This window comes from Streptomyces sp. MGP-BFMKR1, assembly GCF_057766585.1.
The window spans coordinates 6,001,459-6,026,101 of sequence record NZ_CM173408.1 but is presented as its reverse complement, the minus strand read 5'-3'; the positions used below and the strand labels follow the sequence as shown (position 1 = coordinate 6,026,101).

General features: G+C 71.9%; 23 protein-coding genes and 2 CRISPR repeat arrays (1 of these 25 cut by a window edge). Of the genes, 11 read left to right on the top strand and 12 right to left on the bottom strand.

Translation table 11 applies throughout. The features are described from left to right. Positions 1–1,165 precede the first annotated feature (1,165 nt). Positions 1,166–2,578, top strand: coding sequence for an MFS transporter (locus tag AC3CHW_RS23935; RefSeq protein WP_488467829.1), 1,413 nt, complete (start codon positions 1,166–1,168; stop codon positions 2,576–2,578). 190 nt (positions 2,579–2,768) lie between these two features. Beyond that, a complete protein-coding gene (locus tag AC3CHW_RS23930) occupies positions 2,769–3,401 on the top strand; it encodes an allene oxide cyclase barrel-like domain-containing protein (RefSeq protein ID WP_488467828.1) in 633 nt (210 codons plus the stop codon). An 80-nt stretch (positions 3,402–3,481) separates the two neighbouring features. Here the strand turns inward: AC3CHW_RS23930 and AC3CHW_RS23925 are convergent, their stop codons facing one another. The 4 genes from AC3CHW_RS23925 to AC3CHW_RS23910 form a co-directional block, all read right to left on the bottom strand. Further along, complete coding sequence (locus tag AC3CHW_RS23925; protein WP_459250012.1) at positions 3,482–3,757, bottom strand: DUF7848 domain-containing protein; 276 nt, start codon at positions 3,755–3,757, stop codon at positions 3,482–3,484. Next, positions 3,754–4,344, bottom strand: a complete 591-nt coding sequence (locus AC3CHW_RS23920; protein WP_488467827.1) for a hypothetical protein — start codon at positions 4,342–4,344, stop codon at positions 3,754–3,756. Before AC3CHW_RS23920 ends, AC3CHW_RS23925 begins: the two co-directional genes overlap by 4 nt. Further along, positions 4,341–4,703 carry a hypothetical protein gene (locus AC3CHW_RS23915; RefSeq protein ID WP_488467826.1) on the bottom strand — a complete coding sequence of 121 codons (363 nt, stop codon included), beginning with the start codon at positions 4,701–4,703 and terminating at the stop codon, positions 4,341–4,343. Before AC3CHW_RS23915 ends, AC3CHW_RS23920 begins: the two co-directional genes overlap by 4 nt. Positions 4,704–4,847: 144 nt before the next feature. After that, complete coding sequence (locus AC3CHW_RS23910; protein WP_488467825.1) at positions 4,848–6,080, bottom strand: helix-turn-helix domain-containing protein; 1,233 nt, start codon at positions 6,078–6,080, stop codon at positions 4,848–4,850. 965 nt (positions 6,081–7,045) lie between these two features. Between AC3CHW_RS23910 and AC3CHW_RS23905 the strand changes: the two genes are divergently transcribed. After that, a complete protein-coding gene (locus AC3CHW_RS23905) occupies positions 7,046–9,577 on the top strand; it encodes an SdrD B-like domain-containing protein (RefSeq protein ID WP_488471150.1) in 2,532 nt (843 codons plus the stop codon). Between the two features lie 418 nt (positions 9,578–9,995). Further along, positions 9,996–10,673 carry a hypothetical protein gene (locus AC3CHW_RS23900; RefSeq protein WP_488471149.1) on the top strand — a complete coding sequence of 226 codons (678 nt, stop codon included), beginning with the start codon at positions 9,996–9,998 and terminating at the stop codon, positions 10,671–10,673. Positions 10,674–10,681: 8 nt separating this feature from the next. On the opposite strand, the gene AC3CHW_RS23895 is transcribed toward AC3CHW_RS23900, so the two are convergent. Further along, on the bottom strand, positions 10,682–12,031 hold the full coding sequence (locus tag AC3CHW_RS23895; RefSeq protein ID WP_488467824.1) for a right-handed parallel beta-helix repeat-containing protein: 1,350 nt from the start codon (positions 12,029–12,031) through the stop codon (positions 10,682–10,684). 90 nt (positions 12,032–12,121) lie between these two features. Here AC3CHW_RS23895 and AC3CHW_RS23890 point away from each other — a divergent pair, with 90 nt between their 5' ends. Continuing rightward, positions 12,122–13,297, top strand: coding sequence for a Dyp-type peroxidase (locus AC3CHW_RS23890; protein ID WP_488467823.1), 1,176 nt, complete (start codon positions 12,122–12,124; stop codon positions 13,295–13,297). Between the two features lie 21 nt (positions 13,298–13,318). Here AC3CHW_RS23890 and AC3CHW_RS23885 read toward each other — a convergent pair whose 3' ends face one another. Both AC3CHW_RS23885 and AC3CHW_RS23880 read right to left on the bottom strand, forming a co-directional pair. After that, entirely contained in the window at positions 13,319–14,470 is a 1,152-nt protein-coding gene (locus AC3CHW_RS23885; RefSeq protein ID WP_488467822.1) for an aromatic ring-hydroxylating oxygenase subunit alpha, read from the bottom strand. A 119-nt stretch (positions 14,471–14,589) separates the two neighbouring features. Continuing rightward, the gene (locus tag AC3CHW_RS23880; protein WP_488467821.1) at positions 14,590–15,543 is read right to left on the bottom strand and encodes a DMT family transporter; all 954 of its coding nucleotides are present in this window, start codon (positions 15,541–15,543) and stop codon (positions 14,590–14,592) included. A gap of 493 nt (positions 15,544–16,036) precedes the next feature. Between AC3CHW_RS23880 and AC3CHW_RS23875 the strand changes: the two genes are divergently transcribed. Continuing rightward, positions 16,037–16,912, top strand: a complete 876-nt coding sequence (locus tag AC3CHW_RS23875) for a GNAT family N-acetyltransferase (RefSeq protein WP_488467820.1) — start codon at positions 16,037–16,039, stop codon at positions 16,910–16,912. A gap of 31 nt (positions 16,913–16,943) precedes the next feature. Here AC3CHW_RS23875 and AC3CHW_RS23870 read toward each other — a convergent pair whose 3' ends face one another. The 4 genes from AC3CHW_RS23870 to AC3CHW_RS23855 all read right to left on the bottom strand — a co-directional run bounded on the left by AC3CHW_RS23870 (position 16,944) and on the right by AC3CHW_RS23855 (position 19,761). After that, entirely contained in the window at positions 16,944–17,498 is a 555-nt protein-coding gene (locus tag AC3CHW_RS23870) for a GNAT family N-acetyltransferase (protein ID WP_488471148.1), read from the bottom strand. A 13-nt stretch (positions 17,499–17,511) separates the two neighbouring features. Further along, complete coding sequence (locus tag AC3CHW_RS23865) at positions 17,512–17,790, bottom strand: lasso peptide biosynthesis B2 protein (RefSeq protein ID WP_488467819.1); 279 nt, start codon at positions 17,788–17,790, stop codon at positions 17,512–17,514. A gap of 137 nt (positions 17,791–17,927) precedes the next feature. Beyond that, positions 17,928–18,322: a CRISPR direct-repeat array (repeat unit 29 nt; unit sequence GGGGCCATCCCCGCGCGCGCGGGGACCAG). 441 nt (positions 18,323–18,763) lie between these two features. Next, entirely contained in the window at positions 18,764–19,498 is a 735-nt protein-coding gene (locus tag AC3CHW_RS23860) for an SDR family oxidoreductase (RefSeq protein ID WP_488467818.1), read from the bottom strand. Further along, a complete protein-coding gene (locus tag AC3CHW_RS23855) occupies positions 19,495–19,761 on the bottom strand; it encodes an Atu4866 domain-containing protein (protein WP_488467817.1) in 267 nt (88 codons plus the stop codon). The genes AC3CHW_RS23860 and AC3CHW_RS23855 overlap by 4 nt, the downstream gene beginning before the upstream one ends. 140 nt (positions 19,762–19,901) lie before the next feature. Here AC3CHW_RS23855 and AC3CHW_RS23850 point away from each other — a divergent pair, with 140 nt between their 5' ends. The 5 genes from AC3CHW_RS23850 to AC3CHW_RS23830 all read left to right on the top strand — a co-directional run bounded on the left by AC3CHW_RS23850 (position 19,902) and on the right by AC3CHW_RS23830 (position 23,468). After that, on the top strand, positions 19,902–20,735 hold the full coding sequence (locus tag AC3CHW_RS23850; RefSeq protein ID WP_488467816.1) for a helix-turn-helix transcriptional regulator: 834 nt from the start codon (positions 19,902–19,904) through the stop codon (positions 20,733–20,735). Positions 20,736–20,929: 194 nt separating this feature from the next. After that, positions 20,930–21,598, top strand: coding sequence for a tyrosine-type recombinase/integrase (locus AC3CHW_RS23845; RefSeq protein ID WP_488467815.1), 669 nt, complete (start codon positions 20,930–20,932; stop codon positions 21,596–21,598). Continuing rightward, positions 21,595–21,930: a helix-turn-helix domain-containing protein gene (locus tag AC3CHW_RS23840; RefSeq protein WP_488467814.1), complete on the top strand. Its 336-nt coding sequence runs from the start codon at positions 21,595–21,597 to the stop codon at positions 21,928–21,930. The genes AC3CHW_RS23845 and AC3CHW_RS23840 overlap by 4 nt, the downstream gene beginning before the upstream one ends. Then, positions 21,927–22,784 (top strand): hypothetical protein, encoded by an 858-nt coding sequence (locus AC3CHW_RS23835; RefSeq protein WP_488467813.1) that lies wholly within the window; start codon positions 21,927–21,929, stop codon positions 22,782–22,784. Before AC3CHW_RS23840 ends, AC3CHW_RS23835 begins: the two co-directional genes overlap by 4 nt. A gap of 99 nt (positions 22,785–22,883) precedes the next feature. Continuing rightward, on the top strand, positions 22,884–23,468 hold the full coding sequence (locus AC3CHW_RS23830; RefSeq protein WP_488467812.1) for a hypothetical protein: 585 nt from the start codon (positions 22,884–22,886) through the stop codon (positions 23,466–23,468). Between the two features lie 30 nt (positions 23,469–23,498). Here AC3CHW_RS23830 and AC3CHW_RS23825 read toward each other — a convergent pair whose 3' ends face one another. Then, positions 23,499–24,128: a class I SAM-dependent methyltransferase gene (locus AC3CHW_RS23825; RefSeq protein ID WP_488467811.1), complete on the bottom strand. Its 630-nt coding sequence runs from the start codon at positions 24,126–24,128 to the stop codon at positions 23,499–23,501. A 254-nt stretch (positions 24,129–24,382) separates the two neighbouring features. Beyond that, positions 24,383–24,643: a CRISPR direct-repeat array (repeat unit 29 nt; unit sequence GGGTCCATCCCCGCGCGCGCGGGGACCAG); it runs 137 nt beyond the window's last position.

The window sequence follows — 24,643 nt, the reverse complement described above, 5'->3', positions numbered from 1 at the left end:
GCGGGAGTACCACCCCGACGCCGCCGTTGTCGCAGCCGCAGGGTGCCACCGAGTGACATCCGGCGAGTATGACTGAGATCACGCTCGGGCACGTACGGTGGTGCCACGGGCACGCGCCGGTGGCCAGTTCGCCGCCCCTACCCACCCCCGTCAGCCGGCCAGGTGGCCAGCCCGTCACCCTCCACCGCACGTCGTCGACGCCTTCCGGCCGATGACCACCCCGGCCGCGACGCGGCCCAGCTTCCGCCATTCGGCTCGAAACGTCTGTCCGGTACGAGGCTTTGGTCGCCCCATCCCCACACGGCGGGCACACCATCTCGGCCACGCCGCGCGTGGTACGTGGCCGACTCGACCACCTCATCTGCCTTAGATCATAAGCGAGTTGGCGGTGCCCCACCATCGTCCCTCCCCTCCCCACCACGTACCCACGCCCGAACGTGCGTCGGAAGCCCGCACTCCGCCCGCCCCCGGCACGGCCCGTACGGGACAGAGGCGGGCCCGAGGCCGGAGAAGGTGGGTCCCGGAAGCCGAGTGCCCACGGCCGGAACCGGCCGGCGGGACCGCCGACACCCTCCGCACCATCGAACCGGTGGACTCCTCGCGCCACCCGTGTCCGGGACCACGCCCTCCGGGGCGTACCGATCGCGCCCATACGAGAACCCGGGACGCCGCCACACGCCGGCCCCTGCCCTCGCGCCGAGCACACCCCGGGGCGTTCCGGCCTTCCCGCGCGGGCCGGCCCACGCGTCCGCGCCGACACCCCGGGGCGTGCCGCCCTTGTGTGGCCGCGTGGCCCGCGCATATCTTTCTGCCCGTCAAGTGGGCCGCAGCGAGGCCGACCGCACAGCCCGATGAGCCTGACCGGTGTGGGTCAGGCAGAAGCCGAAGGATTCGGCGGGGCCGCGGGAGCCGCGCCGGTGTCCGGCGCCGGTGGCTTGGTCACCGGCTTTCGCTGTGCGCGGGCGTCGCGCCCTCGGCCCGAGACGTGCCGTGGCTACCGCTCGCCGCGGCGCTCCCCCTGCCTTCCCGGTCGCGGGTCAGTCGTGCGCGCGTGCACCCGCGAGTCGCGGGGCGCGGGCCGCGCCCGACCACCGCGCCCGCATCCGAGTCGAACTCCGGACGTGCCGCCACACGTCCGCGCCTGCACCAGGTCTCAAGGAGCAACGTGTTCAAGGATCTGATCCCGCCCCCGGGCCCGCCGCGCGGCTTGGCGCTCGCCCAACTGGTGTGCCGCCTCGGTGACGGCGCCTACAACATCTGCGCCGCGCTCTACTTCACCCGCATCGTCGGGCTGTCCCCGTTCCAGATGAGCCTGGGCCTGACCATCGGCTGGTCGGCCGCCCTCGTCCTGAGCGTCCCGCTGGGCCACCTGGCCGACCGGGTGGGCCCGCGGGGAACAGCGGTCACCCTCTTCGTCTGCGCGGCTCTGTCCGTGGCCTCCTTCATCTTCATCACGGCCTTCGTGCCGTTCGTCATCGCCTCGTGCGCGTACGCGGTGAGCCAGCGCGGCGGCTCGGCCGCCGAACAGGCACTGCTCGCCGGTCTGGTGCCCAAGGACCAGGTGACCCGGGTGCGGGCGTTCGTCCAGTCCAGCTACAACGCGGGCATGACGATCGGCGCCGGCCTCGGCGGCCTCGTGCTGCTCTTCGACCGACAGGGCGCGTACTACGCCGCCTTCGCGCTGAACGGCATCGCCTTCCTGGTCGCCGCGTACATCCTGCGCCGGCTGCCGGCCGTGGCCCCGGTCCCGAAGGCGCCGGCCTCCCCGGACGGCAGGCCGGCCAGCAAGTCGGTCTTCCGGGACGCCCCGTACGTGGTGATCAGCGTCCTGAACACGGTGCTGCTGCTGTACGTACCGCTGATCTCCGTGGCCCTGCCGTTGTGGATCAGCGAGCACACCTCGGCGCCGGTGTCGCTGCTCTCGGTGATGCTGATGCTCAACACGGTGGTCGTGGCGCTGTTCCAGGTCCGGGTCTCCGAGGGCGTCAAGGACCTCACCAGCGCCATCCGCTTCCTCCTCCTCGGCAGCTTCCTGCTGGCCGCGGCGTGCGTCGCGTTCGCCTTCTCCGGCACCTGGGACTCGGCCTGGACGGCCGGCGTCCTGCTGGTGGTCGCCGCGGCCCTGATGGTCGTCGGCGAGATGATGCAGGCCGCCGGCGAGTGGGAGGTCAGCTTCGGGCTGGCCCCCAAGGGCAAGACGGGCCAGTACCAGGCGTTCTTCGGCAACGGCATCACCGTCGCCGAGATGCTCGGCCCGCTGGTGCTCACCGGCCTCATCGTCTACTGGGGCGGCCCCGGCTGGATCCTGCTGGGCGGACTGTTCGTCGCCGTCTCGGCCGCGATGGCCCCCGTGATCCGCTGGGGTGGCCGGGTCCGGGACGAGAACGAGCGACTGGAGCAGGAGTCGCTGGCGGCGGCCGACACGGACCGGCCCGCGGACCGGCCCGCGGAGCGGGCCGCGGACCGGGCGGAGCCCCTGAGTGGCCCTGACCCGACGCTGGCGCCGGCTCCGGCCTCGGCCCCGGCGACCAAGCCGGCCACCGACCACCCGGGCGAGGCGGTGGACGACCTGGTCTAGCGACCGGCCCGCGCCGAAGCTCACACGCCCGGTCGCGCCCACCCGCCCCCGCACCCGCACCCGACCGGCGGCATTCCACCATGCCCCCGCGAACATGACGCCATAGCGATATTGGCCTTAGACGCGGTCCGAGCGAAGCCATAACGTCGAAAGCGTTCGCATGGGGAGATCACAGCGAGGGGAATTCACCATGGGCATCGAGAATGCGGAGACGGCTGTCGCGTATGGGCGGGAGCGGGAAAATGGGCGCGGGAATCGCACCAAGCGGGCCACGGTGAAGCGGCTTCTCGCCGCTTCACTGGCCGCCGCCGCGGTGGGCGTCTGCGTCGCGAGCAGCGCGGACGCCAACCCCAACACGGCCAACCCCAACACGGCCAGCGGCAACACGGCCACCACCCACGCCACCAGCTCCTCTACCGCCCAGGCCAAGGCCGCGGAAAAGGGCCGGCCGGTCGAGGTCATCGACATCAGGTTGGACAACGACCAGCACGCGGAGACGGACCTCGGCCCGGCCGGACCGAGCCTGGGCGACTTCAATTCCTTTTCCGGCTGGGCCGTGAAGGACGGCCGCCGGATCGGACTCGGCGCTGGTTCGTGTAAGACCGTTCATATCGAAGGCAAGAAGAGCACGACGCAATGTCTGATCACGGTGGAACTGGACCGTGGCTCGGTCACCATGCAATCGCTCGCGACAAAGGGGGCGACCGAGTTGGACATGGCCGTCACCGGCGGCACGGGCGCCTACAACGGCGCCCGGGGCATCGCCCGCTACTGGGCCATCGGAACGCCCGACGAGTGCATGCAACTCCGCCTCCTGCGGTGAGCCCCGACGCACGACCGGGCCGGCGGACCCCCGGCCCACCGTGCGGTACGGGAGACCCTGGAGTCCCGGGAGGCCCGGGCTCACGCCGGCGGCCCGATGTCCTCCTCCGGCGTGACGGTCCAGTGCCAGGTGATGGTGGCGGTGTAGTCGAAGTGCCGGCCGCCCGGGTGGTCGCGCGCCGTGTGGGCGCTGCACCAACGCTGGGCCTGGGCGCACTGGGCTTCGAGGTCGTGCGCGGGGTCGACCTCGGGGGAACGGTCGCCGCAGGTCCGGCACACCGCCCGGGTGAGCGGGGGCGGCTGGCTCGGGTCCATGTCGACGGTCATGGCGACGAAGCGGTAGTGGCTGCGGGTCACTGGGCTGGGCCTTCGATGGTCAGGTGGGCGTGGCGGGCGCACGCGCGGTGCGCGGTGAGCCGTCGTCGTACGGGATCGTCCGGATGGCGACGGCCCACGGCGGTAACGGCCCGATCCCGCTCAACGGCACGGTCACAGACCTGACATCGCGACGGGAGGGCGTCCGCCCCGTGAACGGCGAGCACGGCCGGGGTCAGGGCCGCGGAGAGGATCGCGGGCCGGCTCAGGTACTGCCCCGACCACCCACCCGGCACCCGCCAGTGCAGGCCAGGACTGTTGTGCCGGCCGGCGGGCGGTACGCCGAGATAGGTGGCGCTGGTGTCGGTACGGGCCGGGAGCACGGTGACGTACGGCCGCAGCCGCTCCCACTGTTCCCACGGCGCGAGGGCCGCCTCGCGCGGCGGGAGCAGCCAGTACGCGGTGCAGGTGTGGGGGTCGATGATCGCGGCGCTGCCCTCGATGCCGTCCAGGACGTCGAAGGCGCGGGCGGCGATGGCGGTGTGGGTACGTACGGCGTCCCACCGCTCCCCCGTGGGCAGCACCGTCACCGTCTCGCCCGCCGGCGGAACCCAGGCACGCTCCCTCACCAGACGCCCCCGCGAGCCCGGTCGGCCTGGCGCTCCGCCGTACGCCCGCCGGGGCGCCGGACGACGGCGTATGCCTCGGCCAGCCGCCCCGCGTCGGTCAGCAACCGCCCGGGCTCCGGCGCGACCCGCCACCAGCACAGCCGGGCCCGGGCCATGCCGGGCACGAAGAGGTAGCTCCCGTCGTCCCCGGCCAGCGTCACACCCTCCCGCTCCCGCAGGTGGCGTACGGCCTCGGCCCACGGCTCGATGAGCCAGGTGAGCTGCCGCTCACCGTCCATCTGGATCACCGCACCGCTGTCCTCACCCAACTCGGCGAGGACGCGGTCACCGCGATGGATGGCAACGTGAACGCGTGCCACCCCAGTTCCCCAACCCGCGTCCAGCGCACGCCCCCGCCGGGGGGAATCCAGTCGAGTGTGCTCATTTCCGTACCCCTGTCGTCGGTAGATGTACGACGGTAGGGGCGTCTCACCAGGGAGGGGGTACTGTCCGTACCCCCTTCATCACGCTGCGAACATGCCGATGTCGACGGCCAGTGCCGCCGCGCGGCGGCGTCGCGTGGGTGACGGCGACTCGGCTTCCTCCAGGATGATCTTCTTGGCGTACCCGTTGTACTTGATCGTCTCGGGAGCCGCCCGGTGCGCCTGTGCCAGGGTGGCCAGCGCGGCGTCCGGCTGTCGGTCCAGGTGGTACGCGCGGGCCTGCTCGATACGGTGTCGCGCGCGGCGGGGGCGGGAGGGGAGGACCGACTCGTCGGATGCGGCGGCCTGTCGTACGGACTCGCCTCCGGCGTGCAGTTCGACCGCCACCGTCACCGCGTGCGCTCCCATCACCGCCTGGCTGAACGAGGTCACCGGGTGGAAGTAGTCAGCCGGCAGACGGTCGGCCACCGCGCGCGCCTTGTCCCAACAGCCCCAGGCCGCCCCCGTGTTCCCGCGTCGGGCGGCCGTGTAGCCGGTCTCGAACTCCAGCGCCCCGCTGATCGCCAGTACGTCGTCCGAGGCGTGCGGGAGCAGCGGCTCCAGGAACCGCAGCGTCTCCAGACTGATGGCGTCCGCCGCGTCGTAGTGGGCCGGGCCGGAGTCGCGGTGGGCCTGGGCGGCGAGCCAGGCGGCGATGCCGATCGCGTGTGGGTCCTCGCTCTCCTGCGCGGCGATCAGGCCCCGTTCGGCGACGCGCCAGAGCAGCGCCGCGTCCGGTTGGTAGGCGATGAAGAACTGGGACAGCGAGTAGACCTCGGACAGCAGCGCCTGTGTGGCCCTGCGTGCGGCCGGTGTCTCGGCCTGCCGTACGGCCCGTCGCGCGTCGGTGATCAACTCGGGCAGCAGGGCGCCGACGACCTCGCGGTGGTCGGGCGCCGAGTGCCGGGCCGTCCAGGCGCGGGACAACCGGGCTCGCAGGTGCTCGGGCGAGGGGGCTGGCGCGTCGGCGGGGACGAGGAAGGCGTCGACCGCCGCCTTGACGGCCGGCAGCCGCGGATGGCCCGGGCCGGTGAACAACCCGCCCGCGGGCGGCCCACCGACGAGGTCCGACAGGTCCGCCACCCGCAACGCCTCGGCGACCCGCAACACCAGGTCGAGCTTGGGCGCGATCCGCCCGCGCTCCACGCCCTTCACCCACTCCTCGCTCATGCCCACGAGTCCGGCCATCACCGTGCGGCTGATCCCCCGCCGGGTCCGTAGCAGTTGCATGCGCTGGCCGAACGCCAGCGGGTCCCAAGTAGCGTCAGATGGCATGGCTTTGTCTCCCTCTGATCAGCTCGTCACTGCCAGGGTATGGGCGGGAGATATGCGAACGTCCCTGTCTTCCGAGTGGAGCCACGGTGGGCGACGGAACACCCACGGACGCGGGGAGGCGCACGCGTACCCCACCGTGTGTCTGAAAAGAGGCCACAAGAGGTGCTCGGCTTGGGGCAGTTGAGCGTGGCAGCGTCGTGTTCAGCAACCCCCCCCGTACGCCACAGCCACCCCCTCCCCCGCCCCAACCACCCCACCCGCACCCAACGCACCCCCCGCGCCGACGCCTACGCCGTCGAAACCCGGTGGTCGGCCGGCCGTCGAGCCGGGGTGGGGGGCGGTTCGTACGGTGCGTACGCATGAACACGCACATCCAAACCGCACTCTCCCGACGACCAGTATCGACGGGCCATATTCGGCCACCCACCCCCCGTCGCACACTTTTCCGAGCGCATTCTCCGCCCTCTTGTGGGCCGTCGGGATGGCGACGGAAAAGAGGAGTTTCGCTGGTGACGACAGGAAACCGGGGATAAGATATCGCGCGCTGCTCGCGATGGCGGTCAGTGAGGGTGGTGTGGGGTGGGGGCACCGTGCTTGAGCTGCGAGAACACGCTACCCGGGACGGGTTCACCCGAGGCCGTGAACGTGCGTTTGCTTTTCCTGGTCCGCCACGCTTACGTACTGCCCCAATACACCCAGACGGCCATCACAAAGCGGTCCACGCAACGTCAGTGGGCCCTTTTTCTTCCCTGATGTTCGCGGCCGACGTCCGCCCGCAGTCATGAAGTGGGCGCGTAGCGAGAAGCGGGTGCTTCGTTTCACGACAGAAGTGACACGACGAGAGAAGTGTGGAGTGTGATGCCATGAACCGAGTCGGCAGGGACGACTCGCGCCGGTTAGCCCGGAGACTCACGGAGTCGTCGGGGCGCATCGGGTTGTCCGTTCTCCTACTGGCAGGCGGCGCCCTGGGGGCGACGGCTGGGCCGGCCGCCGCGTCGGCCGACGACGGCACGCTGACGGTCGAGGTGCTGCGCGACTTCTTCGGCACCGGCGTGATCAACGCGACGATGGACGTACCGCAGCGGGGCATGAAGGTACAGGTCACCGACCCCGACGGGCACGTCGTGCGCGGTGTCACGGACGCCACGGGGAAGGTCGTGGTGGAGGGGGCGACGGAGCTGGAGGGCGGCCGGTACCGGGTCGACGTCAGCGTTCCGGCGCCGTACGACAAGTATCTGCGGGCGGCGCCCGCGTCCACGGCGGACAACCACTTCGACAGCTTCACGTCCTTCGTGGACGTGTCGGAGGGCAAGGACGCCTCCGTGGTGACGGGGGTGTGGGACCCGGCGGACTACACGCTGCCGGACTCGCGGTACTTCGTGCCGATCCACAACGGCGCCAACGGGACCGACAAGCGGGCGTTGGTGGCGTTCGGGACGAAGTCCCGGGGCACGTGTCCCACCAACGTGGCCTGCCCGACCACGCTGGCCACGCAGGACCAGGTGGGCACGACGTTCGGGTTGGCGTACGACACGGACAAGGGCCGGCTGTTCCAGGGCGCGTTCGCGCGCCGCTACGCCCCGTACGGCCCCAAGGGCGGCGGCGCGATCTACACGGTGCCGGCGAACGGCTCGGGTGCGCCCACGTTGTTCGCGCAGGTGCCGGACGCCGCGGTGACGGAGCACGACACGGCCAACCTCATCAAGGACCCCGGGTTCATCGACGCGCCGGGCAAGGAGAGCATCGGCGGCCTGGCACTGTCGGAGGACGGCTCGACGCTGTACGCGGTGAACCTGCGGACCCGCAGCCTGGTGAGCTTCGACGCGAAGGGTGACACGGCCAGCAAGCCCAAGGCGACGGTCCCGATCCCGGACCCGGGATGCGCGAGCGCCGACGACTGGCGGCCGTTCGGCCTCCAGGTGCACAACAACACGCTGCACGTCGGCGGCGTGTGCAGCGCGGAGAGCACGCAGAAGCGCGCCGACCTGAAGGCGGTCGTCGCCACGTACGACGGCAAGCGGTTCTCCACGGTGCTGAGCCACCCGCTCACGGCCGCACGCGGCAGTGTCTTCGGTGCGGACACCGACAAGGGCACCCACTGGAACCCGTGGAACACCAGCCTGGCAACCTGGGACGACCGCAAGCAGGGCAACGTCTTCATCGACCCGCAGCCGGAGCTGTCGTCCATCGCCTTCGGCCGCGACGGGTCGATGATCCTGGGCTTCCGCGACCGGTTCATGGACGTGCTCAGTTGGGGCGGTCTCGACCCCCGGCCGGGGAACGACACCGCGGAGAACGGCATGGCCGGTGGCGACATCACCATGGTGTGCGCCACCGCGACCGGCGAGTACCAGTGGGAGGGGACCGGAAGCTGCCCCAACCACGCCACTCCCGCCAACAGCGGCGGCCAGACCGCCGGCGTGGTCGAGTACTTCCCGGGTGACTTCTACACCACCGCGCACCAGGAGACCGCGCTCGGGTCGGTGGCCTACATCCCGCAGCAACAGTGGGTGGCCAGCACCGAGTTCGACCCGGTCGTCGACGTGGCCACCTCCGGGACCGGGTACTTCGACATCACGACCGGTCAGGGCCCGGGCAACGCCCCGAACGCCAACGGGTTCGAGTTCGTCAACCGGACGCAGGGCGGCTTCGGCAAGGCCGGCGGGCTCGGTGACATCGCGTACGCGGCGGCGAACGCGCCGATCCAGATCGGCAACGTCGTCTGGTTCGACGGCGACCACAACGGCATCCAGGACCCGGGGCACGTGTTGCTGCCGGGGGCGACGATCAGCCTGCTGGACGCGGACGGCAAACAGGTCGCGACGACCACGACCAACGACGCCGGCGAGTACTACTTCGGCGGCGTCGGGGCCGAGTACGAGCTCACCCGGGGCGCCAAGTACACGGTGCGGTTCGACGTGTGCACCGCGGACACCAGCGAGGTGCCCGAGCAACCCACCGCGGACAAGCTGAGGTTCACGCTGCCACGGGCCGGCGACAACCGTGCGCACGACTCCAACGTGACGCCGCCGAAGACCGGCCCGCTGTGCACCGGCGACGCGCCGGTCACGGCGCCGGACAAGCCGGGCGGGGTCGATCACACGATCGACGCCGGGGTGTACATCCCGAAGGACACGCCGCCCCCGACCCCGACACCCACCCCGACACCCACGGACACCCCGACCCCGACGCCCACGCCGACCCCGGAGCCCACCTCGACTCCGACGTCGGCCCCGACCTCGACCCCGACTCCGCCCACCGACACCAAGCCGCCCACGCCCGTGCCACCCGGCAACGACCCGGGCCCGAACGGCGGCGGCGGACCGGGCGGCGGAGGTAGCGGTGGCGGTGGCGGCGCCCAGGACGACGGCGGCGGTTCGCTCGCCAACACCGGCGCGTCCAGCGTGCCGGAACTGGTCGGCCTCGTCGGCCTGCTGGTGGGTTCGGGCCTGGTCATCGCGTACGTGACCCGGCACCGCCGCGCCCGTCAACACTGAACGAGTCCGGCAGCGCCGCACAGCACTGAGCTGCGCTGAACAGCGCCGGACAGCACCGAACAGGGCCACTGTTCGGCGTTGTCCGGCGCGCACGACGGTGAGCTGCCCGTCCGCGTCGCCAACGGCGCGGGCGGGCGGTTCACGTCTCGGCCGGTCCACGAGGGCCGGCCTCGATGTCGTCAACCACCTGACCGTCGCGTACCGCCGCGTGCTCGCGGAGGTGGGGCGGTGGGTGATCGAGAGGGTGAAGCGGCACGTGTCAGCGTCGAACCGCGTGCGGAGCGCGCGTCCCCGCGAGGTCCCCCCGGGGCGTCCGGCCGGCCGGCGTCGGTGGCCGTGGTCGCGACGGTGGCCGTGGTCGCGGCGGGCCGGGATCGTCATCGGCGTCGCGGTGGTGGGGGTGGCCGCCCTGGTCGCGGTGGCCTTCCTGCTGCTCGCCGACGACGAGTCGGGCGACGGTCCGCGCCCGCTGACGTCGGAGGAGGCGAGCCGGCTGGCGATGGCCCGGTTCCGTAACTACGAGGCGCGGGGCCGCGCGGTGACGATCACGGTGCCGGGCGCCGCCGGCGAGCTGACCGTCACCGGGGCCGTCGACTACCGGCGCAAGGTGGGTTACGGCGTCGTGCACGGCACCGGGCGTCACCAGGCCAGTGAGGGGCTGATCCAGTGGACGCCCACCTCGGTGCGCGTCCACCCGATGCCGGACGCCCCGGCGCACGCCCCCGCGTCGCCGCCTCGCTCGGGCTGGCACGACCGCCCGCCGCTGGCCTCCGGCAGCGCGCTGGACACCGCCCTGTCCATCGCGCTGGGCCTCGGCGGCGACCGCCCCGACAACGCCGAACTGCTGGCGCAGAACGGGGCCGCCTGGTGGGGGCGGGAGCGGGTGAACGGGGAGCGGGTGGACGTCATGACCGGGCCGTCGTCGCCCGACCGCTCCGGCACGGCGGGCAACGTGCGCTACTGGATCGACTCCGACGGCACCCCGCACCGGGTCCGGGTCACCGTGGAATCACAGCCGGAGCCGGTCGTCATCGACTTCGGCACCCACCCGTACGTGCCCGTCAAGCCCGTGCCCACGGCCGCCCCGACCCGGTAACCTCTCGGTCAGGACGCTGGCACCCGGGCGTTGGCGGCGAGCAGGGACACCGGCGGCAGCGGGATCTCCGCCGTCTTCGGCAGGGCGGGGACGGGCGGCACGGTGGTGGCGCCGGCCGTGGCCGCGTCGGGGAACTGCGGTTGCGGGGCGGGCGTCGCGACCTCGGTGAACGGGATGCCGCCGGGTGCGGTCGGCGCCCTCCAGGTGCCGGTCGGCGAGGACGTCCCGGCCGGCACCGGGCAGGCCGCGGTGGTCGCGAGCCGGGCGGGCACGGTGCGGCGCAGCTCGTTGCCGCGCAGGCAGTTGCCCCGGCGCGGGGTCGCGGTGGGGAACGTCCAGCCGACGTCGACGGCGTTGTCGGTGAACGTGTTGTCCGCGATCCGGTTGGCGAGCGTGGGGATGTCGGCGGTCGCGGTGAGCACCAGCCCGGCGTTGCGGTGGCCGGCGACGCGGTTGCGGACGACCTGGTTGTCGCTGCCGCCGTCGATGCCGATCCCGATACCCCACCCGCCGTCGGCCTGCTGCGGGGTGGCCACCTGCTGGTTGGCGGCGACCAGGTTGCCGGCGATGACGGAGCCCTTCTGCGGGAGCAGCTTCTCCTGGTGGTTGGAGTTGGTGGTGAGCCCGACCCGGTTGCCGACTAGGCGGTTGCGGACCACGTACATGTCCTCGCTGGCGTTGGTGCCCTCGTAACCCACCGCGTTGAGTTCGGCGACGTTGTCCCGCACCACGATGTTGCAGGGCTTGCACTGGCCGACGTAGATCCCCGAGTCGGCGCCGCCCGACGCGTAGCTGTGCGCGATGACGCCGTTCTGGGCGGAGAACGCGTAGATGCCGTACAGGCCGTTGCGGGTCGCGGTCACGTGCGAGACCAGGAACGACTTCAGGAAGGTGACGGGCTCGTCGCCGGTGTCGTAGCCGTCCCCCGACCCCGGCAGGCCGGCGGCGGCCTTCGCCGAGCCGGTGATCAGCACCCCGTTCTGCGTGTTGTTCCGCACGGTCAGGTTCTGCACGGCCACGCCGGGCGCGGAGACGAGGACGCCGTTGGGTTGCCGCAACCGCCCGTCGATGACGACCTTGTCCCGCGAGACGCCGCGCAGGGTGACGCGCGGCCGGTCGATCCGCACCGACTCGTGGTAGGTGCCGGGGGCGACCAGCACCAGGTCGCCGGGTTGGGCGAGGGAGACCGCGGCCGAGATCGTCGGGGCGTCGGCCGGTACGCGGATCGTCACGTGCGCGCCGGCCGGGCGCCGGCCCTCGCCGTCCGAGTCGCCGCCACCACCGTCACCGCCGCAGCCGGCCACCAGCGTCAGCGTGCCCACTACCGCCGCCCACACGCGAAAAGCTAATCGAGGCATGATCCCAGTCTGGCACGGTGCTCCCAATTCCTTCCCGGAAAAGCCGGGTTGACCAGCGCGCGCGGATCCGGGTGTGACACTGTGCACGCCATGCGCCGCCGAGCCGACCGCCAGCCGTCCCGCCGCACGTTCCTCGACGCCACCGGCGCCCTGGTGGCCGCCGGCCTGACCGCCGGCTGCACGGCGGACTCCGCCCAGCCGGGCCGGCACGCCGCCACCTCGGCGGCCACCCCGGCACCGGTCTCGGCGACGGGCCGCCACCAGGCCGGCATCACGCTCCCCGAGCCCGCCCAACCCCACCTGCTCGCCGTGGTCGCCGACCTTGACACCGGCGTGGCTCCGGGCCCGCTCCTGGCCGACCTCGGCCGGGCCATCCGCACGCTCACCACGGGAGCTGACCCGCGACTCCTCGGCCTGGAGCCGGGCGACCTCACCGTGACCGTCGGCGTGGGCCCCCGGCTGGTGCGCGCGGCCGGTGCCTCGCTGCCCGGCGCGAGTGACCTGCCGCGCTTCTCCCGCGAGCGAATCGCCCCCGGGGCCGACGGCGGCGACCTGCTGCTCCAGATCTGCGCCAGCGACCCGACGCTCCTCCCGGTCGTCGCCGCCGCGCTCGCCGACCAGGCCGGCGACCGCGTCCGCGAGCGCTGGCGCCAGTCCGCGCGCCGCGGCGCGAACGTGCCCGTCGGCGAGGGCCGCACCGCGCCCCGCAACCCGCTCGGCTTCGTCGACGGCATCATCGGCCCGCACACGGCCGCCGAACGGGAACGCGACCTGTGGCTGGCCGGGCCCCCCGAGGTCGCCGGCGGCACCCTCGCCGTGCTGCGCCGGATGGAGCTGGACCTGCCACGGTTCGCCGCCCTGTCCGTGGCCGAGCAGGAGGCGGTCTTCGGCCGGCGCCGGGCCAGCGGCGTCCCACTCTCCGGCGGCAGCGCCGCCTCGGGCCCGGAACTCGGGGCCAAGACACCGGACGGGCGCTACCTCGTCCCCGCCGACGCCCACGCGCGCCGGGCGCACGCCACCGCGGTCGGCGTCGGCCTCATGCTCCGCCGCTCGTACGGCATCGACGACCCCGCCCCCGGGCTGCTGTTCATCAGCTTCCAGAACGAGTTGCGGACCTTCACCGCCACCCTCACCCACATGGACACCTCCGACGCACTGCTGCCCTTCACCACCACGACCGCCAGCGCGACGTTCCTCATCCTCCCGGGCTTCGACGCCCAACACCCGCTCGGGTCACGACTGTTCGGCCGGTTACGGGCTGCCTGACACAGGAGCGAGGTCGGCCGGTCAGCGGGATGTCGAGGGCACCGGCGGGGTCGGGGTGGGACGGGTCGGGGCGGGTTCTTGGACGGCCTGTTCCACCCAGCGGTGGAAGGCGAGGATGACGTGTTCGTGGGGTGGATAGACCGCCTCGTAGTACACGGAGCGCGCGCCGAGTTGGCAGCGTTCGGCTGCCTCGAAGTCCTGCCGGTTGGCGATGTCGAGGAGCTCGACCGCGTCGGCGGCGCGCACGGCCGGGTCGGCCGCGGCCGTGGGGTGGAACAGCCACTGGGCGACCACCCGGGTGCGGTCCACGGCCAGCGGTTCGAGCCGGAGCCAGACGACGTGGTCGGGGAGCAGCACCAGCACCACGTTCGGCCACAGGTTGACCGCGTTGAACTGGCGGGCCTCCTCGCCCCCCGCCAGGCCGGGCAGCGGCGGGGCGACGGCGCGGCCGGAGCGGGAGAAGCCGGCCATCCCGTCGGCGAGGTCCGCGCCGCGCCGGCCGCTGACGGTCCCGTACCCGGACCTGAAGTACGGCAGCGCGCGGGTGAGTTCGGGGTGCAGTGTGGAGCAGTGGTAGCACTCGCTGAAGTTCTCGACGATCAGCTTCCAGTTGGCCCGCACGTCGTAACCGATCTCGGTGACCTGGCGCAGCTCCCCGATGCCGTACCCGGCGAGGGCGTCGGTGGCGTTGGCGGGGCCGAAGCGGGCCGCGAGCTGCGGCTCGATCTGCTCGGCGAGCGGCGGCGGCTCGACGCCGAGGTGCAGCCACACGTAACCCAGCCACTCGGCGACGGCGACCGTGTGCAGGTCGCGGTCGCGCGTGACGGCCCCGGGGAGGTCGCGCATCTGCGGGGCCCCGGTCAGCGTTCCGTCGAGCCCGTACGTCCAGCCGTGGTACATGCAGCGGATCGATCGCCCGAAGCGGCCCCGCTCGTCCCGGCACAGTCGTGCCCCGCGGTGCCGGCACACGTTGACCAACCCACGGAGGCGGCCGTCCGCGCCGCGTACCACGAGCACGCTCTCGCCGCCGACGTCCAGGCGGGCGAAGTCGCCCGGTTCGGGCACGGCGTCCGCCCGCCCGCCACACACCCAACGCCCACGGAACACGCGCTCGCGTTCCCGCTCGAATAACTCCGGGTCGGTGTAGCGGTCACCGAGCCAGGAAGACAGCATGACGTCATCTCCTCCTTCACATGTCTGGGTCTTGTTCGTTCGCGGTACGCGCCGCGTGTTCCTTCGCGGTGCGCACCGCGCGGTGTGAGTCCGGCTGGGTCGGCAGGGCACGCGCGGTGTCAGTCCGACTGGGCCTGCGGGGAGGGGCGCCCTCCGCGCGCCCGTCGGCTGCCGTGCAGGCCGAGGGCGACGCCCGAGACGATGAGCACCATGGCGAGTCCCTGGTCGAGGGTGACCGGCTCGTCGAGCAGCCATACGGAGAGCAGGGCGGTCAGCACCGGCAGCAGGTAGTACACGACCCCCGCGGTGGCCGCGCCGACGCGCTGGACGGCCCGGTTCCAACAGAGGTAGGCGACGGCGGACGAGAAGACGCCGACGTACGCCAGGGCGGCGAGCAGTTCGGGCGTGAGCGTGAAGCCGCCGACCAGCCACCACTCGACCAGGTAGGCCGGGAACAGGAAGACCAGCGAGGTCCCGAAGGTCACCAGCAGTAGCGTTGACTGACTGATGGCCGCCGGCGTCACGCGCAGGAGCAGGCAGTACAGCGCGAAGATGACGGCCGCCCCGAGCATCCACAGGTCACCCGGGGCCGGGTCCAGGCTGCTGAACGACCCCTTGGTGACCAGCGCGACGACGCCGGCGACGGCCAGCACGCTGCCGAACAGGCCGGGCAGCCCCGGCCGTTCCTGGCCGGCCAGGCGGGCGAAGGCCAGGATGAACACGGACGCCGCGATGTCGAGCAGGGAGAGGTTGGTGGCCGTGGTGGTGTGCGCCGCGACGTACACCAGCACCGTGAAGAGCGCGATGCCGCTGAGCCCGATCAGCGACAGCAGGGGAACGTGCCGCCGCACCGTCGGCCACTCGCGCCGCAGGGGCCGCACGGTCCACGGCAGGATGACGGCGACGGCGAGTACGCAGCGCCAGAAGGCGAGCGACACGGGCGGTATCGCGTCCCGCAGCTCGCGGGCGGTGGCCAGGTTCCCGGCCCAGATCGCGGTGGCGAGCAACGCCAGCAGCAGCCCACCGTAACGACGCGGCCCACCCGCCACGACCGGGGCCGGTGGCGGGGGCATGCTGCGGGCGGGGCGCGTGGGGCTCCCGGGGGCTCGGGCGGGGTCGGGGTCGGGGGCGGGATCGCGGGTGGGGGCGGGGGCGGGATCGCGGGTGGGGCTGGTGGCTCGGGCGGGGCGTGCTCGGCGGTCCGACGGGTACGGAGGCCTCCCCCCACCGCGCCCCGGCGGCGCGCCCGGCACCGGTTCGCCGGCTCCGCCCGCGCCCTCCGTCCTGCCCGCCCCGTCCGCTCCTTCCGCCTCGTCCACTCCCTCGCGTACCTGGGCCTGGGCAGCGGGCCCCGCGCTCCCGCGCCACACGCCTCGACCACGTCCCCGCATGGCTCCCTCTCGTCGGGCCTCTCCGATGACGCCGCCGGGTCGGGTTGCCACCGGAGCGCGCGTTCAAACCGTCGGGGCGGCGGGGCGCGCCTCGCCGGCGGGGGTGGCGCGCATCGGGCCCCGCCGGCCGATATCCAGGTGCGCGCGATCGGCGCGGTGGTGTGGGATCGACGCCATGGCGATCGTGTTGGGTACACCGGACGTTGACGGGCTGGGCGAGGCCGTGGCCGTGCTGCGGGAGTGGCAGGAGGACGGGGCGGCGATGCAGCTCCACCCCGGGGACCTGGGCTGGTACTGGCGGTTCGGCGCCAAGGCCACGGCCGCCGCGGTACGGACCTGGCGACGGGACGGGCGGCTGCTTGCCGTGGGCCTGTTGGACGGCCCCACCCTGTTGCGCATGACGACCGCGCCCGACGTACGGGGCGACGAGGAGTTGGGGCGCCAGTTGGTCACGGACCTGTCCACGCCGGAGCGCGGCGTCCTGCCGGCGGAACGGGTGTGCGTCGAGGCTCCGATGGACGCCCTGCTCCAGGACCTGCTGCTCGATGCGGACTGGCACCCCGACGAGCCGTGGACACCACTGCGCCGCGACCTCACGGAGCCGGTGGAGGACCCGGGCGTACGGATCGAGGTGGTCGGCCCGGAACGGGTGCGGGCACGGGCCGACGTGCAGCGGGCGTCGTTCGACGGGTCGACGTTCACGGCCGACCGCTGGCGCGCGATGGCCGCCGGCCTGCCGTACGCCGACGCCCGTTGCCTGCTCGCGTACGACGCCCACGGCGAGGCGGTGGCAACGGTGACGGTCTGGTCGGCGGGCCCGGGCAAGCCCGGAGTGCTGGAGCCGATGGGCGTCCACCACGACCACCGAGGTCGCGGCTACGGCAAGGCCATCACCCTGGCCGCGGCAGTCACCCTGCGGGAGCTGGGTTCCTCCAGCGCGCTGGTCAGCACCCCGACGTCCAACGTCGGCGCGGTGGCGACGTACGCGTCGGCTGGGTTCCAGCCGTTGGGTGAGGTGCGGGATGTGTGTCGGGAGGGGGTGGGTGGGTGAGGGTGGCGGGTTGGCGTGGTGGCGCTTGCCTTCAGTGGTCTTGACCCAGGAGTGCTCGCACTGCCGAGGGGCCGGCGAAGTCCTTGGCGAGGGCGTCCATGACGACCTCGTCGCAGACCTCTCCGAGCCAGTACCCGGCTTCCCGCAGCGCGCCGACCGTACGGAAGCCCGCCTTCTCGTACGCGCGGATGCCCGCGACGTTCGGGGCGAGAACCTTGAGCCAGACCATCCGCAGGTTGGTGACGTGGAACGCGTAGTCGAGGGTGAGCCGGGTGGCCGCCGTGCCGAGGCCGCGACCACGGGCCTGGGGGGCGAGCATGATCACGAATTCGGCGGTTCGTACGGCGTGATCCGGCAGGAGGGTGGCGACGCCGACCGGCTGCGGGGCGTCGCAGCTCAGGTCGTAGACGGTGAAGCGGATGTTGTCACCGCGAAGCTGGTGGGCGATGCCCTCGGTCCGGGCTTCGAGGGATTCGGGGGCCTGGCGGCCGTAGCCGACGAGCAGGGCGGGGTCCTGCTCCCAGCGCCAGTACGTCTCGACCAGGTCAGCGCGGAAAGGGCCAAGGGCACAGGTGTCCGTGCTGATCCACAGGGTCGGCTCACTGCTGGTGATGACGGCCTCCGATGGTGAGTGCGGGGGTGTAGCCGAACGTCGAGGGTGGCTCGGCGACGGGTACGCCGTCATCAGTCTCCACCCAGGCGTGCAGTCGCACGGGGTCCGGCGCGACCCCATGACACCAGGTGACGGACAGCCGTCGCGCGGCGAGGAGGAGCACGGTAGCGGCGGACTCTTCCAGGCAGGCGGTGCGAGCGGGTGAGTGTCGGGTGGCGTGGGGTCGTTCCCCGCGTGTGCGGGGGTCAACTTCCGGGGCTGTCACGGCCGATGAGCGGGTGCCGGTCCTCCCCGCACGCGCGGGGACCAGTACGGCGGCGCGTTCACCATGGACAGCCTGGAGGGTCCATCCCCGCGCGCGGGGGACCAGCCAGGTCCATTCGCTGATCGCGCCGTCCTCGAGGGTCCATCCCCGTGCGCGCGGGGACCAGCGGTCTCGTGCTCGGCGTCGAGGGCGGGGAAGGGGTCCATCCCCGCGCGCGCGGGGACCAGTGGTGCAGACCCACCGAGACCCTGCCTTGGTCGGGGCCATCCCCGCGCGCGCGGGGACCAGTCTGGCGGCACGGTCAAATTCAGGAATGCGGAGGGGCCATCCCCGCGCGCGCGGGGACCAGGCAGGCGTCGATCGCGGCCTGGCGCACGCGCCGGGGCCATCCCCGCGCGCGCGGGGACCAGATCGTGACCGACACGACCGACCCCGACGCGCCGGGGCCATCCCCGCGCGCGCGGGGACCAGGTTGATCTGGAGCGGCGGTTGCAGGAGCGCGGGGGGCCATCCCCGCGCGCGCGGGGACCAGAGCAATTGACCTGCGGGTTTATCGCGCGGCACCTCGATTTTTTGCAACTTCCGCGAACTCCGACCAATCACCCAAGCCCGGCATAATGCTCACCTCAACCTCCCGACAAGCCAGCCCCCGCAGCCTATCCGCAGTCCACCCCACAAGCAGACCGGCCGCCGACACCAGCCGCGCCGTCGGAGGCCCACAACTGCGCACCTCCAGCGCCCTGTTCACCCGGCCGCCCGCTGACACGACAGTCGCCAGGGCAGGCGCGGCACGCAGCCCGGACGGTGTACGAACCGGCGACCGAGGCGAGGGCCTGGCCCGCCACGACGTAGCGCCAAGGCGCCCGCCCCTCGGAAAGTCGCGTGCCAAGAGGCGGGCCGGGGCGAGTTCGTGCAGGCCAGCATCAGCACGGCCGATGCCACCCGCGAGCGAGACGAACAGCACCACCGAGGCTCACTGGGCGCTCGCGGCCGGGCGGACGATGACTTCGTTGACGTCGACCTGCGAGGGTTGGGAGATGGCGTAGGTGATGGCGTCCGCTATGGCGGAGGCGGGGAGGGCCACGGCGCGGTAGGTGCGCATGGTCTCCCTGGCCACGGGGTCGGAGATGGTGTCAGCGAGTTCGGACTCGGTCACGCCCGGGGAGACGAGGGTGACCCTGATGTCGCCGGCGGACTCCTGGCGTAGCCCCTCGGAGATGGCGCGTACGGCGAACTTGGTCGCGCAGTAGACGGCGGCGGTGGGTGAGACCTCGTACGCGCCGACGGAGGCGATGTTCACGAAGTGCCCACCGCCCTGGGCGCGCATCGTGGGCAGGGCGGCGGCGATACCGTGCAGCACTCCCCGTACGTTCACGTCGATCATCCGGTCCCACTCGTCGGTCTTCAGCGCTTCCAGCGGCGAGAGCGGCATGACTCCGGCGTTGTTGACCACCACGTCCACTCGGCCGTAGCGCTCGCGGGTGGCGGACATGAAGGCCCGTACGTCGGCGGCGTCCGTGACGTCCAGCCGCCGGAACGCCGCGCTGCCGCCTGCGGCGGTGATCTCCTTGGTCAGGGCGTCGAGACGGTCGGTACGTCGCGCCCCGAGGAACAGGCTGTGTCCGTCGGCGGCCAGCCGGCGGGCGGTCGCCTCGCCGATTCCGCTGCTCGCCCCGGTGATCGCGACGACCTTGGCTGTCTCTGTCATGCCTGCGATTCCTCTCGGTAGAGCACCAGGTGTTCGTGGTAGAGCACACCGTCACGGATGTCGCCCGTCGCGGTGAACCCGGAGTCGTCGACGTAGTCGATGTGCTTGCCGGTCACCGTGTAGCGGCCCGCGTACGCGCTGTCGCGGTCGCCTCGGGCCTCGTCGTACCGACCGTCCGCCCGCAACTCCTGGCGGATGTGACCATCTGCGGCCACCCACATGCCGACCACGTCGACATCACCATCCGCCGTGTTTCCTGTCATGACGACTCCCCTCATCCATAACCCGTGGGCCTGTCTGCTCGACCGAGTCTGGGCAGGTCGAGGGGTGCCGACCAGGTTGTGTGTTGCCTGGGTGCGGCACACCCAGGCAACACACCATCCCCGCGGCCTAGCCTGGACACATGGCCGACAACCACCTGGGAGAGTTCCTCCGCGCGCGCAGAGCCGCGCTGCGGCCGGAGGACGTCGACATGGCGAGTTACGGCGTCCGCAGAGTCGCCGGGTTGCGTCGTGAGGAGGTCGCCGTCCTGGCCGGGGTGAACGTGGACTACTACACCCGCCTGGAACAGGGACGCGAACGCCACCCGTCGGCCCAGGTACTCGACGCGCTCGGCCGAGCGCTGCGGCTGGACCCCGACGCGTACGCGCATCTGCACCGGTTGGCTGGGACAACGCCGGACAACCAGTTCACCCACACCACGGACCGGGTCACCCCGGCCCTACGCCAACTGCTGGACGGTTACCCGGGCGCCCCGGCGTTCGTCATCAACCGAACCCTGGACATCCTGGCGACCAACGCCCTGGCCGAGGCCCTGCACTCACCCTTCGAGCGGGCGGACAACCTGGCCCGCATGGTCTTCCTCGACCCGGCGGGACGACAGGTCTACTCGCGGTGGAACAGCACGGCGCAGGCCACCGTGGCCCACCTGCGCCAGGCGGCCGGCCTCGACCCGGACAACCCACGACTGCGGGAACTCGTCCACACCCTCACCGAACACAGCACGGACTTCACCCACCTGTGGGCCACCCACGCCGTGCGCGGCAAGACCCAGGACGCCAAGCACTTTCTCCACCCCGCTGTCGGCGCCCTGACCCTCACCTACCAGACCTTCGACGTACGCGACGCCCCCGGCCAACAACTCGTCGTCTACCAGGCCGAACCCTCCAGCCCCAGCGCCCAGGCGCTTAGCTTGCTCGGTTCGCTGCACGCCTCTTCGAACCGGGCCACGATGTAGCTGCGGGGGTGGTGGGGGGATGGCTGGACAGCGCTTTGCGGGGGCTCGGGGGCCATCCCCGCGCGCGGGGACCAGTCGGGGCGAGCGAAGACGGTGGGGTGGTGCTGGGGTCCATCCCCGCGCGCGCGGGGACCAGTGATCGTTCTCACCGATAACCGCTGTACCGATGGGTCAAGCGCCGCCAATTGCATCGGATGAGAACTCGCGACGGGTGGAGAATCGCGCACTGCGACGACGAGGTCGCCCGCATCCGGGCCTTCGGCCGCAAGGGCTGGCTGCCCGCCTTTCGCGACGCGACCCTGTTCAAGACCGCCTACGCCTTCGGACTGCGGCGCAACGAGACGCGGATGCTGGACGCCGCCGACTTCGGCCGCAACCCGCACGGCTGCGAGTTCGGTGAGTACGGCCGGTGCCAGGTGCGGTTCGGCAAGGCCAAGAAGGGCTCGCCGCCCAAGCGCCGCAGGGTGCTGACCGTGTTCGACTGGACTCCGGACGTCCTGGACGAGTGGTTCACCGAGGTCCGCCCGCTGTTCGGCACCAACGACAACCCGGCGGCCTGGCCTTCCGAACGGGGCCTGCGGATCGGCTGCCAGCGGCTCAACTCCCGCTTCATCGCCTACCGCAAGGCCCTGGGCCTCGACGAGGGGCTGGACTTCCACTCCTTCCGCAGGTCCTACGTCACCCACCTCATCGAGGACGGCTGGGACCCGCGCTTCGTCCAGGAGCAAGTCGGCCACGAGCACGCCAGCAGCACCTCGCTCTACACCTGCGTCTCCTCGGACTTCCGCACCCGCACCCTGCGGCGGCACCTGGACGCCACCATCGCCGCGGCCCTTGAGCCCCAGACCGGGAGGCAGGCATGAAACGCAAGGTCGGCTACACGTGGCGGCTGCGTGAGGTCATGGCCCAGCACCAGATTTTCACGGCCACCGAACTGGCGCCGCTGCTGCGCGAACGGGGCATCGACCTGTCCGCCTCCCAGGTCCACCGCCTGGTCTCCGGCACCCCGGAACGCCTGTCGTTGCAGGTCATGGCAGCACTCTGCGACATCCTGTCCTGCACTCCGGCCGACCTGGTGGACACCACCGCCGAGAACGCCGGCGTCCGCAAGACCGCCACCGGCGACCTGCCCGCACCGCCCGCGAACGTCGCGAAGCTGCGGCCCCGCGCCGCCCGCATCCTGCCCGACGCATGACCCGCACCTACGCCACCGACGAGCAGTACGAACGCTGGTACATGACCGAGTGCTGCCGCTGTGGCCGCCGCAGGCACAAGGCCGACACCTGGCCGGACGGATACGTCTGCCGCACCTGTTCGGACCGCGCCGTCCGTACGCGGGGCACCTGTCCGGGATGCGGCCAGGACCGGGCCCTGCCTGGGCTCCGTCCCGGTGACGGAGTCCCGATCTGCACCACCTGCGCCGGCTTCTCCCGAACCTTCGACTGCTCACGCTGCGGCTTCGAGGGCAAGCTCCTGGGCGGACGCCTGTGTGAGCGCTGCACGCTCAGCGACCGCCTCACCGCGCTCCTGGACGACGGCACCGGTCGCATCCGTCCCGCGCTGGTCCCACTGTTCAACCTGCTGGTGGCGATGGACAAGCCCAGCAGCGGGCTGGCCTGGCTGGCCATGCGCCGCAGCCAGCCGACGAACGCCTCCCGATTGCTGCAACAGCTCGGCCTCGGCCAGATCTCGCTGACCCACGACGCCTTCCACGAGCTCCAGCCCTGGCGGACCGCCGCTCACCTGGAAGAACTCCTGATGACCAGCGGAGTCCTGCCTACGGTCGACAAGTACCTCTGCTCCTTCCAACGCTGGCTTCCCGGGCATCTGGCCAGCATCACCGACCCCGAACACGTCAAAACGATCAGGCTCTTCGCGACCTGGCGCGTCCTCCCGCGGCTGCGGGCCCGCGCCGCACGAAGCCACATCACACCCAGCGTCCGGAGGTTCGCCGCCGAACAGATCAAGTACGCGACCGCCTTCCTGCAATGGCTCGGCCAACGCAACAACAGCCTCGCGTCCTGCGGCCAGATCGACATCGACGCCTGATGGGCCGAGAGCAGCGAACACGGCCGCACCTGCCTGAGGGCTTTTCTCAGCTGGGCCATACAGACCCGTAACTGCCCACGCTCCCTGTCCATCCCCGCGATGAAGGTCTCCCGGCGGGCCGCACTGAGCGAAGACGAACGCCTCGACGCCCTCGGCCGACTGCTGACCGACACGGAGATTCCGATACGTCTGCGTGTCGCGGGGGTCATCGTGCTCCTCTATGCGCAGCCCGTGAGCCGCATCGTCCGGCTCAGCGTCGAAGACGTGATCCACGACGGCGACACCGTGCTGCTACGGCTCGGCGAACCCGCCTCACCCGTTCCCGCACCGGTCGCCACTCTGCTGCTGGAGCACATAGCGAACCGCGACAACATGAACACCGCCACCAACCCCGCCTCCCGATGGCTCTTCCCGGGCCGCCGGGCAGGACAGCCAGCCCGCCCCGACCACCTGTCCGCGCTCCTGAACGAGGCCGGGATCCCGGCCGCCGCAGCACGTGGCGCCGCCATCCGCCAGCAGCTCCTCGAACTGCCCGCTCCCGTCGTTGCCGACGCTCTCGGCTACCACCACAAGACCACCAGCCGCCTCATCAGAGAGACCGGCGGGACATGGAGCCGATACGCCGCTGGCGATCACACAAGGTCACCGACAAGCCGGCCTCCTCGGGAAGCCGGCGACAGTTGACTACGAGAGCCCACAGCAGAAGGCCATGCTCTAGCGGAGACGGGCCAGCAAGTGGGCGTCCAGGAAGCCCCGCTCGGAGGCCGGGTCGTGGAGCAGCCGCGCGAATGTGACGAACCCGGCCCCGGCCAGCAACTCGGCGAAGCGATCCGCCGACCAGCTATAGGCAGGTGCCACCTTGTGGTCGAAGCGGACCGGCTCGGGCGCGTCGGTCCCGAAGAACGAGACCAGGAGAAGGCCCCCCGGCGCCAGGACACGCGCCTGCTCGGCGAGCAGCGCAGGTAGTTCCCCAGGAGGGGTATGGATCATCGAGTAGTGGGCCAGCACGCCACCGAGCGCGCCGTCCTCAACTGGGAGCGCCTCCATCCGGGCCTCATCGAACTTCAGCGCCGGATGGGCCCGCCGGGCGTGGTCGACCATGGCCGGGGAGAGGTCGAGCCCGAAGGCATCGAGCCCCAGGTCGTGCAGCATGGCCGTCAGATGTCCGGGCCCGCAGCCGACATCGGCCACCCGCGAATTCCCCGTTCCACGCACCAGCTCGGCGAAGGTGCCGATCATGTTCCGCGCAAACGGCTGCGCCTCCAGTCGATTAGCGAACATCGACGCATATAACTCGACGACCCCGTCGTAGGCCGCTCTGGTCTCGTCCTGGTGCTCCGCCACAGGAAGGAAGTTAACATCCCCCATCCTCAGCTGTTCCCCGGCGTCGTGCCGAATCCCGCGCCGTCGTATCCGACTCGCTCGGCTACCAGGACAAGGCCATCACCCGGTGGCGCGACAAGCCGCTGGCGACCACAGTCAGTCACCAGCTGGCTGGACTCCCCGGGGAACTGGCGACAGCTGATTAGGCGATCACACCAGTACATCCCCGCGCGCGGGGACCAGTGGAGCGTGGGGGTCAGCGGGACGGTGACGACGGGTCCATCCCCGCGCGCGGGGGGACCAGCCGTACAGGATCACCCCCTGCTTCGCGTCCTGGGGTCCATCCCCGCGCGCGCGGGGGGACCAGCTTTCCGCCAGCCTTGCCGGAGACGACCCCCCGGGTCCATCCCCGCGCGCGGGGGGACCAGTGCGGGCCTGGGTGTCGATGACGATCATCGACGGGGTCCATCCCCGCGCGCGCGGGGACCAGCGGCCGCTGCCCCTGCGGGCGCACCTTCGAAGGGGTCCATCCCCGC